At 47.9% G+C, this 16,364-nt stretch carries 13 protein-coding genes, 1 tRNA gene and 3 pseudogenes; 9 read left to right on the forward strand and 8 right to left on the reverse strand.

Features of this window, described 5'->3' with window-relative positions; all coding sequences use genetic code 11:
- Nucleotides 1–18 precede the first annotated feature (18 nt).
- Complete coding sequence (locus TZ48_RS05470) at nt 19–1,797, forward strand: PglL family O-oligosaccharyltransferase (protein WP_112478521.1); 1,779 nt, start codon at nt 19–21, stop codon at nt 1,795–1,797.
- Between the two features lie 113 nt (nt 1,798–1,910).
- Here TZ48_RS05470 and TZ48_RS05475 read toward each other — a convergent pair whose 3' ends face one another.
- The 3 genes from TZ48_RS05475 to TZ48_RS05485 are packed head-to-tail and all read right to left on the reverse strand — an operon-like array spanning nt 1,911 to nt 4,212.
- Complete coding sequence (locus tag TZ48_RS05475; RefSeq protein WP_112478522.1) at nt 1,911–2,273, reverse strand: general secretion pathway protein GspB; 363 nt, start codon at nt 2,271–2,273, stop codon at nt 1,911–1,913.
- 2 nt (nt 2,274–2,275) lie between these two features.
- A complete protein-coding gene (locus tag TZ48_RS05480; RefSeq protein ID WP_112478523.1) occupies nt 2,276–2,503 on the reverse strand; it encodes a hypothetical protein in 228 nt (75 codons plus the stop codon).
- Nucleotides 2,500–4,212: an AAA family ATPase gene (locus TZ48_RS05485; RefSeq protein WP_112478524.1), complete on the reverse strand. Its 1,713-nt coding sequence runs from the start codon at nt 4,210–4,212 to the stop codon at nt 2,500–2,502. The genes TZ48_RS05480 and TZ48_RS05485 overlap by 4 nt, the downstream gene beginning before the upstream one ends.
- A gap of 85 nt (nt 4,213–4,297) precedes the next feature.
- Here TZ48_RS05485 and TZ48_RS05490 point away from each other — a divergent pair.
- A pseudogene (locus TZ48_RS05490) lies at nt 4,298–5,525 on the forward strand (multifunctional CCA addition/repair protein).
- A gap of 51 nt (nt 5,526–5,576) precedes the next feature.
- On the opposite strand, the gene TZ48_RS05495 reads toward TZ48_RS05490, so the two are convergent.
- The 3 genes from TZ48_RS05495 to folB are packed head-to-tail and all read right to left on the reverse strand — an operon-like array spanning nt 5,577 to nt 7,235.
- Entirely contained in the window at nt 5,577–6,380 is an 804-nt protein-coding gene (locus TZ48_RS05495) for an undecaprenyl-diphosphate phosphatase (protein ID WP_112478525.1), read from the reverse strand.
- Between the two features lie 16 nt (nt 6,381–6,396).
- Nucleotides 6,397–6,879 carry a 2-amino-4-hydroxy-6-hydroxymethyldihydropteridine diphosphokinase gene (folK, locus tag TZ48_RS05500; protein ID WP_112478526.1) on the reverse strand — a complete coding sequence of 161 codons (483 nt, stop codon included), beginning with the start codon at nt 6,877–6,879 and terminating at the stop codon, nt 6,397–6,399.
- Entirely contained in the window at nt 6,876–7,235 is a 360-nt protein-coding gene (gene folB, locus TZ48_RS05505; protein WP_112478527.1) for a dihydroneopterin aldolase, read from the reverse strand. The genes folK and folB overlap by 4 nt, the downstream gene beginning before the upstream one ends.
- Before the next feature lie 169 nt (nt 7,236–7,404).
- Between folB and plsY the strand changes: the two are divergent.
- A pseudogene (plsY, locus tag TZ48_RS05510) lies at nt 7,405–7,934 on the forward strand (glycerol-3-phosphate 1-O-acyltransferase PlsY).
- Nucleotides 7,935–7,991: 57 nt separating this feature from the next.
- Here plsY and TZ48_RS05515 read toward each other — a convergent pair.
- A complete protein-coding gene (locus TZ48_RS05515) occupies nt 7,992–8,804 on the reverse strand; it encodes an alpha/beta fold hydrolase (protein ID WP_112478528.1) in 813 nt (270 codons plus the stop codon).
- A gap of 132 nt (nt 8,805–8,936) precedes the next feature.
- Nucleotides 8,937–9,956 carry a tRNA (adenosine(37)-N6)-threonylcarbamoyltransferase complex transferase subunit TsaD gene (gene tsaD / locus TZ48_RS05520; RefSeq protein ID WP_112478529.1) on the reverse strand — a complete coding sequence of 340 codons (1,020 nt, stop codon included), beginning with the start codon at nt 9,954–9,956 and terminating at the stop codon, nt 8,937–8,939.
- 241 nt (nt 9,957–10,197) lie between these two features.
- On the opposite strand from tsaD, the gene rpsU reads away from it, so the two are divergent.
- The 6 genes and pseudogenes from rpsU to TZ48_RS05550 all read left to right on the forward strand — a co-directional run bounded on the left by rpsU (nt 10,198) and on the right by TZ48_RS05550 (nt 15,801).
- A complete protein-coding gene (gene rpsU / locus TZ48_RS05525; RefSeq protein ID WP_001145625.1) occupies nt 10,198–10,413 on the forward strand; it encodes a 30S ribosomal protein S21 in 216 nt (71 codons plus the stop codon).
- Nucleotides 10,414–10,440: 27 nt separating this feature from the next.
- Nucleotides 10,441–10,884 (forward strand): GatB/YqeY domain-containing protein, encoded by a 444-nt coding sequence (locus TZ48_RS05530; protein ID WP_112478530.1) that lies wholly within the window; start codon nt 10,441–10,443, stop codon nt 10,882–10,884.
- Between the two features lie 81 nt (nt 10,885–10,965).
- Nucleotides 10,966–12,732 carry a DNA primase gene (gene dnaG / locus TZ48_RS05535; RefSeq protein WP_112478531.1) on the forward strand — a complete coding sequence of 589 codons (1,767 nt, stop codon included), beginning with the start codon at nt 10,966–10,968 and terminating at the stop codon, nt 12,730–12,732.
- Between the two features lie 100 nt (nt 12,733–12,832).
- A pseudogene (gene rpoD / locus TZ48_RS05540) lies at nt 12,833–14,685 on the forward strand (RNA polymerase sigma factor RpoD).
- A 142-nt stretch (nt 14,686–14,827) separates the two neighbouring features.
- Nucleotides 14,828–14,903 (forward strand) — tRNA-Ile (locus TZ48_RS05545).
- A 202-nt stretch (nt 14,904–15,105) separates the two neighbouring features.
- Nucleotides 15,106–15,801, forward strand: coding sequence for a VC0807 family protein (locus TZ48_RS05550; RefSeq protein WP_112478532.1), 696 nt, complete (start codon nt 15,106–15,108; stop codon nt 15,799–15,801).
- Nucleotides 15,802–16,364 lie beyond the last annotated feature (563 nt).

The raw sequence follows: 16,364 nt of genomic DNA on the forward strand, positions 1-16,364 counted from the left end.
ATTTTACTCGTCACAACTATGGCTATCATTCATACCAATGGCACCGAACTCGAGCCGATTAAAGTTCGCCCGCCACTCAATCGCAAGTTTATGACCGCTATGGCGGTGCTGTTTCTCGTTGCGACGCATTTCTTTTGGCCGAATCCAGGCGGAACTGGGTTAGCGCTGTCATTCAACAACACAGCTTGGATAGCCTTCGCATTCGCGTTGGGGATTGGCCTATATCAACTTGGTACTAACCAAGCAATTAAGTACAGCAAACTGACTGTCGGCCTTGGGCTTGCTTGTCTGTTGATGAGTGCGCCACTACTCTACAGTCATCCTAATATTGAAGCAGTGATACCACGATTCATCGGCTTATGGAGTGGATTTTTACTGTTTGTGTTATTGCAGCAGTTTCAGTTTACCAATAAGCAGAAGCAGCGCTTACTCTGGTTAGTGGTGCTTGCTGCCTGTATCCAGGCGCTGTTCGGCTATGTTCAGTATTTCCTCCTTGGCGCAAATAACCCTTTAGGATATGACGTAGTCAGCAATCGCCCGTACGGAATTTTCCAGCAACCTAATGTGATGGCGAGTTTTCTAGCGACCGGCTTTATACTATCCGGCTACTTGCTTGCAAGACAAAAACACAAGTACAACTGGCACATCAGTGATGTCTCCATTTTGTACTTGATGCCAATCATCGTAATACCTCTCATTGTCATTCTCGGCTCTCGTACCGGTTGGATGGGTGCCATGATTGGCTTTATCTTGTTGGTGCCGTATCTCTATCGCCACTCCACACGTAAGCGTTTCAGAGGCTGGACATTAGCAGCTTTAGCCGGACTGGCTTTAGGCCTACTGATGGGCTTTGCCAACTCTGGCAGTCAGAACCTGATCACCAACAAAGCTCAACTAGAAGATATTCGCTCTACCATCTACGGCCAGTCGCTAGATATGCTGATTGAGAAACCGTTTACAGGGTACGGTCTAGGAAGGTTTGAGTCTGAATACTTGATTTATACCGCGAGGCAGCATCAACTTAATGACAACTTTGCCCCGGGGATCCCAGCACTTGATCATCCTCACAACGAGCTTCTGCTATGGGGCATCGAAGGTGGATTGCTACCGATTCTGGGGATCTTACTGGCCGCATTGTTCGTGTTGAGTCGTATTTATACCGCCAAGCCCGGTACTCGACTGGCTATTTTTGCTCTTTTTGTGCCTATTTTTCTGCACAGTCAATTGGAGTATCCCTTTTATCACTCGCTGATCCACTGGATCACTTTCGTGATATTGATCTACTGGGTCGACCAACGCACACCAAGGCTTAAAAGCGTCTCTTTCAGCGGTATAACCAAAACCACTTGCCGAGTATTATCATTGCTGATTCCAATTCTGGTCAGCGTTTATATGGTCGCGGCCTTGCACACTAACTATGTGCTTACGCAGTTTGAAAAGTCACAGCCAGTAAATGCAAGTCTGTTAGAAAAAGTCACCAACCCAGTGGTATGGAAAGATCGCTACCACTGGGATCTCTACAGCACCTACCTCAAGCTTGGCTTATCCACCAATAATCCTGAGTACATACAGCCTTACATTGATTGGTCTGTGGAAGTGATTAAGAGCAAACCAAGGCCAGCCTTTTATCGCAATTTGATTCTGGCGTATCAAGGCAGCGGCGAAATAAACAAAGCTCAACAAGTGCTTGCTGAGGCTGAATATCTCTTCCCGCAGCAAAGCTTTGGATTGGTTGCGGTAAAACCGGTTAGTCATGCCGAAGAGACGCAATCTCAAGCGGAGTCTCAGAAAAAGTAGCCCGAAAGAGAAAGACACCAAAACGCTCGCTAGATATAACTAGCGGGCGTTTTTTTATCCTCCCCACTCATAGAGTGCGGGAATGTCTATGATGTCGTTGTCAAAACGAATGGTCACTGACTGAGCTCAATCGCCAGCAGTTGAATTAAGTTCAAACGGTCACCCTCTTTGAGCTCTTGACCGTTTACCTTTATCCATCGGCGATTCACATCGGACGAATACATATGAGTTTGGAAGTTAAGCGCAGGTAGTCGCCCACGATAACGCGCTTCATTGCTTTCAAGAGCAATATGGTCGGCGTTACCTAATCGCGGATCGCTCGGCTCATCGTTCATCGCTGCCGCGACCTTACGAGCAATCTCTGGATCCAAGCCCGATAAGTCTAGATCATCGAGCCCAAACGGCTCGTCGCTACTATTTTGCGTTGCAGCATTTTGCGCTGTAGCTTGGCGACTTTGTGTGGAGGCTGGCGCCACAGTCAGTTGCCTGATGGCTCATTTGCACCTGAGTCTGGTGCCACAGTGGCCGCGGATGGCACGGGTAAACTCACCACCGTGGATGATTGACTGCGTTTTGGCAATGGCTTTAATTCACTGAGCTCAGGGTATGGCAATACGCGATAGGCACTCTCAACCTCTGTTTGTGCCAGTAAAGAGTGTGAAATAAGTGTGGCGACGAGCAGGCTTAAGGGCTGAATACGGCTCATTGTAACGCCTCCTGTGGCTCATCTATGTTTATCATTGGTGCGTTTATCGTTGGTTCGTTTAACCTTGGCGCATCCGTTTGTGTCATCAATTCAAGCTTTTTCAATGTATTGCGGCCTGCAATACCGTCTACATCCATCTTTTGCCAACGTTGGAACAGCTCCACTTTTCGCTCTAGGGCTTTGTCAAACACATCGCTTCCGGATGCAGGCTCACCCAAGACTTGAGATAGTTTGCTGTCTAATATAGCGACCTGCTCTCCTCGTTGATTCAAACGCAATGTGGTGTAGATATCACGCTGCCAAATTGAATAGTACTCACCTGTCCACAAGGCCTCTAGCCAGCTCTTTGGCATGACAATGCGCTCGCGACCATTGAGGACTTCCACCTCATCACCATTGACCCGATAAAGCACCACATAGCTCTCATCACCTAAGTGATACAGCGGCATGACCACAGGCAAATTTTGCTCTATGATTTGCCCTAAAGTGCCAAGGTATTTATGACACTGGAATAAACTGTTTGCGCCTGACTCACACATGCCATCTAGCACACCGGCTTGGTAACCCCATACCGCATAAAGCTCTTGGATAGCCGCAATTTTGTCATCACGCCTAAATAGCGATTGAAGCAACTCTACTGGATAGTCCGTTTGAGTACCAACCTTCTGAACCACGGGCTCAGGAACAGGCTCAGTGATTGCTGCTGGCTGAGTCTCTGCACTCTCGCTGGCCACTTGCTGCGTTGTGGCAGTTAATACGGTTTGTTGAACCCATGACAGCGCATCGGCGCCCTTCCAGTAAAGTCCTGCTGCGACGCTAACACCCAGCAGTGCGGGAAATGCATAGCGGCTAATGACTTGAAGCAGTGCAGACTCTTGCGTACTGTTGCCTACCCCTGGAGCTTGAAATGACAGAATATCCTCACACGCTTTGTGCGCTGTCGATTTCGAAACGCGCTTTTCACCTGAGTGGTAAGCGTATTGCAGCGCCTTATCACCAATAAGGTTAATCAATCGAGGGATGCCTTGGCTCGCTTTGTTGATCACCGCCACGGCAGACTTACTGAACAACGACGCGTCGCCACCAGCGGTAGATAGACGAAATTCAATATACTGGCGCGTTTCACCCTCTGAGAGTGGCAATAGGTGGTAACGCCCAGTAATACGCTGCGCGAGCTGACGAAGCTGTGTCGTTCGCAGTTTCTGTTGTAGCTCTGGCTGACCGATAAGAAGCACTTTAAGCAGCTTACGGTCGTCCGTTTCTAAATTGGTGAGTAGGCGAAGCTGCTCGAGCACTTCCGCCGATAAATGCTGCGCTTCATCAATCACCACCAATGTGTTGATGCCCTGCTGCTCATTGTGCTGCAAGTACTGATAGATGGCTTGGCTCAGCTGCTTGAGAGAAGCTTGCGGTGGATAGTCGATGGAAAACTCATCGCAAATGGCTTCAAGAAGATCTTGGCTGGAAAAGGTGGGATTAAGGATCAGTCCCGACGCGGTTTTATCATCTAGCGACGCCAGCATGGCTTTCGCTACTGTGGTTTTTCCAGTACCAACCTCACCAGTGAGCATCGCAAAACCGCCGCCTTGACCAAGGCCGGCCTGCAAATGTTGCATTGCTTCACGGTGGCGCTGACTCAAAAACAGGTAGCGTGAGCTAGGTACAATCGAGAACGGCACTTCTCGAAAGCCAAAATAATCCTTATACATGGGTTAACCTTACAATATCAGTCAAAGCAAAGTACCATTGGCGCACAGGAATGCCAACGGCTAAGTAGTAAAAAGGGGAGCCAATTTGCAAGTCTATCTTGTTGGGGGCGCAGTACGCGACCAGTTGCTTAACATTGAAGTCTATGACAAAGATTGGGTCGTGGTCGGTGCCACACCTGAGCACATGTTGGCGCAAGGCTACCAAGCAGTGGGTAAAGAGTTTCCGGTTTTTCTTCATCCAAAAACCAAACAAGAGCACGCTCTAGCCCGCACCGAGCGTAAGTCTGGCAATGGCTACACCGGTTTTGAATGCTTCTCATCACCCGATGTAACGCTAGAGCAAGATCTGATGCGCCGCGATCTCACCATCAACGCCATCGCTCAAGATGATCAGGGTAAGCTTATCGACCCTTATCATGGTCAAGCGGATTTAGAACATCGCGTACTAAGGCACGTCTCTCCTGCCTTTAGTGAAGATCCGTTGCGTGTATTACGCGTTGCACGATTCGCGGCCAAACTGGCGCACCTAGGTTTTCACGTCGCGCATGAGACTATGGCGCTTATGCGAGACATGGTTGAGCAAGGTGAGCTAGAGTACCTGACCGCCGAGCGCGTTTGGCAAGAATGGCATAAGTCTCTCACCACTGCCTCTCCAGAGGTTTTTCTCGATATACTGCGCCAATGCGGTGCGCTTAAGGTGGTGCTTCCAGAACTCGACGCGCTGTTTGGCGTCCCGCAGCCAGCACAGTGGCACCCAGAAATTGATACCGGTGTTCACACCCTTATGGTAGCGAAACAAGCTGCCAAGTTGAGTAAACAAACGACAGTTCGATTCGCCGCGCAAGTCCATGATCTAGGTAAAGCACTGACACCGAAAGAGGAATGGCCGAGTCACAAGCTGCATACCCACACTGGCCAGAAAGTGATTAAAGCGCTGTGCGCGCGAGTACGAGTCCCCAATGACTATCGCGATTTGGCGCTAGCGGTCTGTGCCCAGCACTCCAATGTCCATCGTGCCTTTGAACTCAAACCAAGTACGTTCGTGAAGATTTTTGCCAAACTGGACGTGTGGCGAAAAGCCAGAAAAACTCGAACAAGTACTGCTGTGCTGCCAAGCGGATCATCAGGGAAGAAAAGGGTTGGAGAATGAAGCCTACCCGCAGGCGGAGCGCTTTAGACTTGCCTACCAAGCCGCTATCAATGTGGATGTGCAAGCCATCATTAGCGATGGGTTTAAAGGCAAGACGATAAAAGAAGAGCTCGACAGACGTCGAGCTCAGGCGATCGAAATGGCGCTAGATTCTAGGGCCTAGCTCCTTGGTCCTTGGTCCTTGGTCCTTGGTCCTTGGTCCTTGGTCAGTTTGCTAGTTCATTAGTAGGAAAGCAAATAGACCGAAGCCTAGAATCAATCGATAAATGACAAACGGTGTCATGCCCATGCGTGAAATCAGTTTCAAGAAGAAGTGAATACAGATGTAGGCACTCACAAATGACACTGCAATGCCGGTGAGCAAGAAGCCAACGTGGATAGGCTCTGTGCCCGTCACTAGCTTAAGGCCAAGGTACGCACCCGCCAGTGTGATGATTGGGATTGACATCAAAAATGAAAAGCGCGCTGCCGCTTCGCGAGTAAAACCAAGGTAAAGCGCAGCGGTGATGGTTGCGCCGGAGCGTGACGTACCCGGAATGATCGCCATCGCTTGTGCCAAACCAATAAACAGGGCTTTTTTCCAGCCGGCTTGATATTCATCGTCCGCGAGCTTGGCGTTTTTATCCACCCACCATAGCAATAAGCCGAATACGATCGTCGTGGTCGCAATCACGTAGGCGCTGCGCAAATAAAGTTCAATGATGTCCTTCATCAACAAACCAAAGATACAGGCCGGAATCGTTGCCAGCACGATCATCCACGCCAACTTGGCTTCTTTGCTACGCTCACCCTTGAAAATGGAACCAAACAGGGCGCTAAAGAGTGTCACGACTTCCTTACGGAAATAAATCACCACAGCGGCCAATGTCCCCACGTGTACGGCGACATCAAAGGCTAACCCTTGATCTTCCCACCCCAAAATGGCGGAAGGCAAAATCAAGTGTGCCGAGCTAGAGATAGGCAAAAATTCGGTAAACCCTTGCACCAGTGCCAAGATAAAGGCTTCAAAATAACTCATGTTTAACTACTACCAACTAAAATTGAAAATCGATTCTTTTCAGTGAGTCCACATCAGACATGGTCTCTAAGATCTGTTTTATGGTTCGTCCGTCTTGAGGAATGACCAACTGCGGGTCGAGATCATACAGCGGTTGTGTGACAAAGGAATATTTAAATATATCTTCGCGAGGTAACAGCGGTTTTTTTTGTGAGATTTCTTGTCCATACAACAAGATATCCAGATCGAGTGTGCGGTCTTGATACTTTGCCGCATCCGCAGCGCGTCCCCACTTCACCTCAATACTTTTTAACGCTGAAGACAGCTCATCAAGGGCAAGCTCAGTATCGAGCCTCACGACCATATTGAAAAACTCATTGCCGTCAAAACCAAACGACTCACAGGCATACACCGGTGACAACGCTATGTTAACGCCGATAGCATTTAACTCTCGATAGGCTGCTTTGATGTGTTTCTCGCGCTCCACATTGGTGCCTATGCCAATGTAGGTGGTGATCATGCCTGACCTCGCTCGATCACCACGCCAACGCTTTTCGCTTGCGGCACAGCGCCCGGTTTTGCCAAGCGAATTTTGACCCATGGCACATTGAACTGCTGTTGAATAATCGCAGCGACTTCTTCCGCGACACGCTCAACCAGTAAGAAGCGACCATTTTCAATGTGATTCAGCACCGCTTCACTCACTTTGGAGTAGTCTAAAGCATCGGCAACGTCATCGCTTTTTCCTGCTGGCGCGTTGTCGTGTGCCATTTCGATATCAAGAATAAGCTTTTGTTTAATCTCTTGTTCCCAGTCATACACCCCAATGGTAGTGATCACTTCGAGCTGCTCAATGAATACTTTATCCAATGCCATGATTTGTCCTTTGATTAGAGGTCGGATACCCATTTGTCGGGAAAAAACGTACTATTTTCGTTATGATATCAGTCCCTATGGATAATTTCTTGCGAAAAGGACACCAATGACACTAATAGCACTTGCTATGATCATCGCAGCATACTTACTCGGCTCCGTGTCGAGCGCCGTGTTGATCTGTCGTCTACTGCGGCTGCCCGATCCAAGAACGGTCGGCTCCAACAATCCGGGCGCGACCAATGTCCTGCGCACCGGCGGCAAAGGCGCAGCCATCGCTGTTTTGCTGTGCGACATGCTCAAAGGCACCATTCTGTTGGCGGTTACTACTTGGGAATTGATGCGGTGGTACTTGGCGTCGTTGCCATTGCGGCTTGTCTTGGACACATGTACCCACTGTTTTTCCACTTTAAAGGTGGCAAAGGCGTCGCGACAGCTCTTGGCGCTATTGCTCCGATTGGTTGGGATCTCACCGGTCTCATTACCGGTACTTGGCTGTTGGTTGCGGTGTTATTTCGCTACTCTTCCCTTGCGGCTATTGTGACGGTACTGATGGCGCCAGTTTACACTTGGATGGCGCGCCCGCTGTTCACTTTGCCTGTAGCGATGCTAAGTTGCCTTATTCTGCTCAGGCACCATCAGAATATTCGTAGATTGGCTGAAGGCACTGAGCCAAAACTAGGAAAGAAGAAAACCTCATAGCGTTCCACTTTCAAGAAAAGAGCAGCCCATAGCTGCTCTTTTCTTTGTAAATAACCACTAGGCATGCTGCGATAAAAACTCAGTCAACATAGCCGTCACGTAGTCAGGCTGTTCTAGATTACTGATGTGCCCTGCTGATGGGATCACATTGATCGAACTACCCGTGATCAAATCATTCATCAAGTAGGATTCCAGCACTGGGCGTGGTTTATCTTCAGCGCCAACTGCGATCAATGTCGGCAATGCGAATTTTTCAATGTCATCACATAGATCGCGGCGACCAAATACCATGCGACCGATTCGTGCCACTTGCTCGGCCTGCTCACCAGACAAAGCAGCCAGCTTAGCTTCAAAGCTCGCGACAAGCTCCGGGTTATCCTGCTTGGCATTATTAGCGAAGAACAGAGGAACCACCGCCTCGACAATGGGAGCGGGTACCATTTTAAGCTCAGCAATCGTCGCCAGCATTGAGAAGTATTTGGCGTGCGCCACTTCTGGCTCAAGACCAACAAACGTATCCATCAACACCAAACTTTTAACTCGTGCTGGTGCTAGAGCCGTTAGCTCTGCTCCCCACATGCCGCCAACCGATAGGCCAACAATTGAAAACGTATCAATGCCAAGCTCATCCATTAACGCCAGCAAATGCTTAGCATATTCCGTTAGGTTACCCATTGATGCCGGTGCCGCCTGCGAACCACCGTGTGCCCACAAATCAGGGACGATACAACGATAGTGCTGACTTAGCGCCTCGATTTGCGGCTGCCACATTTGACTGTCCCACAAATAACTGTGACCGAACAGAATAACTGGGCCTGCGCCGACATCCTGATACGCCATAATTTGTCCATCAATGGTAAATTGTTTCATGTCGCTCAATTTCCTAATCCATAATTACCAGTACGTTGTTAACTCAGACTCTAGCACGGTCTGTCAGTCACGAACTTTAGGCATTTTGTGAAAATATGTCATTAAAAAAGGCCACTTACGTGACCTTCGTATTTAGCCTTCGATCGGGCTTAGCTGATCAATCGGCCAGCGCGGTGTCGCCTCTACCGAAAGCTCAGCGGCTTCACCATTTTTCAAACGCTGCATACCCGCATAGGCAATCATTGCGCCATTGTCGGTACAAAACTCGGTACGTGGGTAGTAGACTTCACCGCCCATTTTGTTGGCTAACGCTTCCAGCTCTTTACGCAAGAAACGGTTTGCACTCACGCCACCAGCTATCACGATGCGCTTCATCCCGGTTTGCTGAAGTGCACGCTTACATTTAATCGCTAACGTCTCACATACCGCTTCTTGGAACGCATACGCAATATCAGCACGAGTTTGCTCGCTATCATCATTGGCAGCAATGGTATTTGCAGCAAATGTTTTAAGGCCGGAGAAACTCATGTCTAGGCCAGGGCGATCCGTCATTGGACGCGGGAACTTAAAGCGGCCAGGCGTGCCTTTGTCAGCAAGCTTAGACAACAGAGGACCACCAGGATAATCAAGCCCCATGAGTTTTGCCGTTTTATCAAATGCTTCGCCTGCAGCATCATCAATAGATTCACCAAGGATCTGATACTCACCAATGCCTTTCACTTCAACGATCATGCTGTGGCCACCCGATACCAACAGCGCCACAAATGGGAATGGCGGTGGGTTGTCCTCAAGCATAGGCGCTAGAAGGTGGCCTTCCATATGGTGAACAGGCACCGCGGGTACGCCCCAAGCGTAAGCAATGCTGCGGCCGATGGTTGTCCCTACTAACAATGCTCCCACCAAACCAGGACCTGCGGTATACGCCACGCCATCGATGTCTTTTGGAGTAAGATCCGCGTCCGCGAGTGCTTTTTTGATCAATGGGATCGTTTTTTTCACGTGATCGCGTGATGCCAATTCCGGAACCACACCGCCGTAATCCGCGTGCAGTTTCACCTGACTGTAAAGTTGATGAGACAGCAGTCCTTTCTCATCGTCATAGATTGCGATGCCAGTTTCATCACAAGAGGTTTCAATACCTAGAATGCGCATATTGTTCTCGACTTATTTCGAAATTGGCGCAATATTACCGCGTCATGGGCTCGCAAACAAATTTTGTACAAGAGATAGGCGACAAAGTACTTTACAAAGCCCTAGGGATCGGATTAAAATTCCGCACCATTTTTGATCTAGCTGGTTTTACGCTTAGAACAAAGAGCTCAAGCATGAACTCTTAGTACTAACCCAAAAGCGCCAGCATTAATGAACAGTTAACCCCTGAGGTGAAAGGCATATGCCAGTAGTTAAAGTACGTGAAAACGAACCGTTCGACGTTGCACTACGTCGTTTCAAGCGCTCTTGCGAAAAAGCAGGTATCCTTTCTGAAGTGCGTCGTCGTGAGCACTATGAAAAACCAACTACAGTTCGCAAACGCGCTAAAGCAGCAGCTCAAAAGCGTCACGCTAAGAAGCTAGCTCGCGAAAACGCTCGTCGCGTTCGCCTGTACTAATAACTAGGTCCAGATAGGATTTTAGTTATGGCTCTGATTGAGAAACTCAAAGAAGAGCAAAAATTAGCGATGAAAGCCAAGGACAAATTGCGCCTTGGTACTATTCGTTTAGCCTTAGCAGCCATTAAGCAACGTGAAGTTGACGAACAGATCACTCTGGGCGAAGACGACATTCTTGCTGTGCTGACTAAAATGGTTAAACAGCGTCGCGACTCTGTAACGCAGTTTGAAGCAGCGGGTCGTCAAGACCTTGCTGAAGCTGAGCAAGCTGAAATTGCCGTACTTGAGGACTTTATGCCTCAACCACTGACCGATGATGAAGTTGCAGCACTAATCGATAGTGCCATTACTGAATCTGGTGCAGCGGGCATGCAAGACATGGGTAAGGTAATGGGCGTGCTCAAGCCGCAAATTCAAGGCCGTGCAGATATGGGTAAGGTAAGTGGTCTAGTTCGCGCTAAACTCGCTTAACCGCCCAACCAAATTGCAGCAAGCCGTGCTATCCTTTGGAACGCACGGCTTGTTTGTATCTCTTTCTTGTAAAAAGGTTTTATGGCAGGAATAATCCCTCGTAGCTTCATTGATGACCTTCTCGCTCGGCTGGATATTGTCGACGTCATTGACACGCGCGTAAAACTTAAAAAACAAGGCAAGAACTACGGTGCTTGCTGCCCTTTCCACAACGAAAAGACCCCTTCTTTCAGCGTCAGCCAAGAGAAACAGTTCTACCATTGCTTTGGCTGTGGTGTGCATGGCAATGCCATCGACTTTCTTATGGAGTACGAACGTCTCGAGTTCGTAGAAGCGATTGAAGAGCTGGCATCCTCGCTAGGTTTGGATGTTCCTAGAGAGCAGCGCAGTGGACAACCGGGTAATTTCTCCAAAGGGCCTACCGCCAATAGCGAACAAAAACGATCTTTGTATGATCTTATGGGAACGATCGGCCAGTACTATCGCGATCAACTTAAAGTTTCCACCAACAAAGTCGCTATAGAGTATCTGAAAGGCCGCGGACTCTCTGGAGAGATTGTTCAAAAATTTGGTATCGGCTACGTTCCAGATGAATGGGACAGCGTGCGCAAAAACTTTGGTCAGCAAAAAACCACGCAAGACATGTTAGTGTCCGGCGGTATGCTGATTGAAAACGACAAGGGTAATCGTTATGACCGTTTTCGCGGTCGTATCATGTTTCCAATCCGTGACCGACGCGGACGAGTGATTGGTTTTGGTGGGCGCGTTTTAGGTGACGGCACCCCCAAATACCTCAACTCACCAGAAACACCGATCTTTCATAAAGGCAAAGAGCTTTATGGCCTGTATGAGGTGCTACAAGCTTATCGCGAGCCGCCTCAAGTCCTAGTTGTCGAAGGCTATATGGATGTGGTCGCGCTAGCGCAGTATGGCGTTGACTATTCGGTCGCCTCACTCGGTACCTCGACCACGGGCGATCACCTTCAGGTTCTGTTTCGCCAAACTAGCACCGTCGTGTGTTGTTACGATGGTGACCGAGCAGGTCGTGATGCCGCTTGGCGCGCAATGGAAAATGCATTGCCCTACCTCAATGACGGTAGGCAATTAAAGTTCATGTTCCTGCCGGATGGCGAGGATCCTGACTCATTCATTCGACAAAATGGCAAAGACGCGTTTGAAACAGAAGTGCAAAACGCGATGCCTCTTTCAGAGTTTATGTTCTCCTCGCTGATGCAGCAGGTCGATACGCGAACCAAAGAGGGCATGGCAAGGCTTAGCACATTAGCGGTGCCACTTATCGACAAAGTGCCTGGTGGCACATTGCGACTATACTTGAGAGAACTGCTCGGCCGTAAGTTGGGGTTAGTTGATGAGAGGCAGCTTCAACAGTTAATTGACAAGCAAGGCCAGCAAGAAACGCGAGCTCAGCCTCATAAAGAAATCAAACGCACACCAATGCGTGAAGTCATCGCTCTACTTTTACAAAATCCGAGCTATGCTGAAATGGTACCGGATCTGTCCACAGTGAGAGACTTATCACTGCCTGGGCTTAATTTATTTGTGGAAGTGGTTGATAAATGTCAAGCACATCCCCATATGACTACAGGCCAGCTATTAGAACAATGGCGTGGAAGTAGTAATGAGGCACTTCTGTCTCGTCTCGCAAGTTGGGTCATTCCACTTGACGATGACAACCAAGAAGACGTATTTATCGATTCATTGGACAAAATATTGTCCCAATGTATTGAAAAGCAAATTGAAAACCTGCAGGCCAAAGAAAGAAGTGTCGGCTTATCAGTCGAAGAAAAACGGGAGCTGCTAGCCTTAATGCTAGACTTAAAAGCGTAACCCAATTCAGTTAGTCAGCAACGAATAAATTTGTTAATATTAGTGGTTTGCATTTCGCATACTAAAATTCCTTCACCAGATCTTAAGTTGGATATCGTCTATGGACCAAAATCCGCAGTCACAGCTGAAGCAACTTGTCATTAAGGGCAAGGAACAAGGCTATCTGACCTACGCAGAAGTAAATGACCACCTACCTGAGGAAATCGTCGATTCCGAACAGGTAGAAGATATTATTCAGATGATTAATGACATGGGTATTAAGGTAGTAGAGACTGCTCCTGATGCTGATGATCTTGCACTGAATGATGACAACAACATTACTGATGAAGATGCAGCCGAAGCCGCTGCAGCTGCACTTTCAAGCGTTGAAAGTGAAATCGGTCGTACTACTGACCCAGTGCGCATGTACATGCGCGAAATGGGTACCGTTGAGCTATTGACTCGCGAAGGCGAGATTGACATCGCAAAACGCATTGAAGATGGTATCAACCAAGTTCAAAGCTCAGTGGCTGAGTACCCAGGTACTATCCCTTATATTCTAGAACAGTTTGACAAAGTACAAGCGGAAGAACTTCGCCTAACTGACGTTATCAACGGCTTTGTTGATCCAAACGAAGACGAAACAGCGGCGCCTACGGCTACGCACATCGGTTCTGAACTGTCAGAGTCGGATCTTGAAGACGAAGATGATGAAGACGTCGACGAAGATGACGATTCAGAGACCGAGGAAGAGGAAGATACAGGTATCGATCCTGAACTTGCTCTTGAAAAGTTCACAGCGCTTCGCAACACTTATCAAGATCTACAACTTGCTGTTAATGAGTTCGGCTACGACAGCCCACAAGTGGCTAAGTCTCACGAGCTTGTTCAAGAAGTATTCCGTGAATTCCGTCTAACGCCAAAGCAATTCGACCACCTAGTGAATGAACTGCGCACGTCGATGGATCGCGTACGTACTCAAGAGCGCCTGATCATGCGTCAAGCGGTTGAGTACGGCAAAATGCCGAAGAAATCATTCATTGCCCTCTTTACTGGCAACGAATCAAGCGAAGCATGGCTTGACGAAGTATTGGCATCAGACAAGCCATATGCTGACAAGATCAAGCGCTACGAAGATGACATCCGCCGCTCTATCCAGAAGCTGAACATCATCGAAGAAGAAACCTCGCTTTCGGTACAAAACATTAAAGACATCAGCCGTCGCATGTCTATCGGTGAAGCGAAAGCTCGCCGTGCGAAGAAAGAGATGGTTGAAGCGAACTTACGTCTGGTAATCTCTATCGCGAAGAAGTACACCAACCGTGGTCTACAATTCTTGGATCTGATCAAGAAGGTAACATCGGTCTGATGAAAGCGGTAGACAAGTTTGAATACCGCCGTGGTTACAAGTTCTCGACTTACGCAACATGGTGGATCCGTCAGGCTATCACGCGTTCAATCGCTGACCAAGCTCGTACGATCCGTATCCCAGTGCACATGATTGAGACTATCAACAAGCTAAACCGTATCTCTCGTCAAATGCTTCAAGAAATGGGTCGTGAGCCACTTCCTGAAGAGTTGGCAGAGCGTATGCAGATGCCTGAAGATAAGATCCGCAAAGTACTGAAAATCGCCAAAGAGCCAATCTCTATGGAGACACCAATTGGTGACGACGAAGATTCGCATCTAGGTGATTTCATCGAGGATACTACTCTAGAACTGCCTGTAGACTCTGCAACAATGACAAGTCTGCGTGTGGCAACAAAAGACGTTCTAGCCGGTCTAACGCCTCGTGAAGCGAAAGTACTGCGTATGCGCTTTGGTATTGATATGAACACTGACCACACTCTAGAAGAGGTTGGTAAGCAGTTTGACGTTACCCGTGAGCGTATCCGTCAGATCGAAGCAAAAGCCCTGCGTAAGCTACGTCACCCAAGTCGCTCAGAAACCCTGCGCAGCTTCCTTGACGAGTAATCGCATCAAGCTTTAGCAAAAAGGTGAGCACTGGCTCACCTTTTTTGTATCTACCGGGTTTAAGTGACTAAAAAGCAAGCGCAATTAGCCTACACTGCATCTAGACACCCGCGCAGCCTTCCCCTATAATCATCCACCTATTGGCCCCTTAGCTCAGTGGTTAGAGCAGTCGACTCATAATCGATTGGTCCGCAGTTCAAGTCTGCGAGGGGCCACCAAATTTTAGAAAGGCGCATGGAGAAATCTATGCGCCTTTTTTACGTCTCTAACGTAATAACACGTGTTCTTACGGCATTAACCCTGTCTCATTTTATACGTCGTTACACATCTTACGCGTTTAATGCTTTACTTCTGTTATCAAGCAATGAACACTGCCCTGTATAGAACAAAACAGTAACAACTTAGAGTCAGCACACTATTATGAGTACCACAACGGCGAAAAAGTCGAACCCCCTATTTGAAATCCTATTCAACGTATTTATCCCCTCTTTCATTCTGATGAAGTTTAGTGGTGATGAACATCTAGGTACTGCGATGGCTCTGGTTGTCGCTCTGCTGTTTCCTGTGCTCTATGGCGGAATGGATCTGATCCGTAATAAGAAGTTTAACTTCATTGCCGCTCTGGGCTTTGTCAGCGTGCTTTTAACCGGTGGTATCGGTCTTTTGGAGCTAGATACTCGCTGGCTAGCGCTAAAAGAAGCACTCATCCCAGGCTTGATTGGTCTAGCTGTGCTAGCTTCTACATTCACTCGCTATCCAATGATGCAGAAAGTACTCCTCAACGATACTATTCTAAATCTCACATTAATTAATGAGCGCCTAGAGCAAAACGGTAAAACGCAGGCGTTTGAACGCTGCCTCATGTCATCGAACTACCTGTTTGCCAGTACCTTTGCATTTTCATCGGCAATGAACTATTTCCTAGCAACCTGGATCGTCACCAGTCCAGCGGGCACGGCTGCGTTCAATGAAGAATTAGGCAAGCTAACCTTATACAGCTACCCGGCTATCGCGATTCCAAGCATGCTAATGATGTTGGGTATTTTCTACTATGTGTGGCGCCAAATCCGTGCCTTCACATCATTGGAAACTGAGCAGATTTTCCACACCAAATAATCGCTCTTCAAACGACTAAAAAGCCTGAGTACATTCAGTATCTCAGGCTTTTTTGTACTCCCCGCACAACGCTATGCAAAATGCGTATGCTTTCTGATGTACTCATTTGCGTTCACGCTAGCGCTTGCTTCTTTCCGTGCATCTACTAGAGGAAACTGGCTCTCAAATTGATACTTAGTCATGAAATTTAGCGATGTAAAACAAGTAGCTAAATTTTCGATACAGACAGTAATAGCACCATGTATTTTTGGCAATTACAGTCCTCAAGAGACGAGACTTCACCAGTTTGCGATAATCATCACAACAAATCGACCGCCCTAATTTCCTGAGTAAATTAACGAGTCAAATTCGCGAGTGATCCCAATCAACATTTGCTAGCAATAGAAAATAGGCTATTAAAATAAAGCAACAAAAGGATAGCAAGCACTTACATACAAGCATACTTTCGACTTAATGAGTGACACAGATCACCGTCCTATTTTGATTAAAAACCCGTCAAAACCTACCATTTTTAACGTTTTTGACAACGACGTCGGTTATTTTGACGTTTTTAACGGAGAGCG

Source organism: Vibrio variabilis (assembly GCF_003263785.1).
Taxonomy (GTDB): Bacteria; Pseudomonadota; Gammaproteobacteria; order Enterobacterales; family Vibrionaceae; genus Vibrio; species Vibrio variabilis.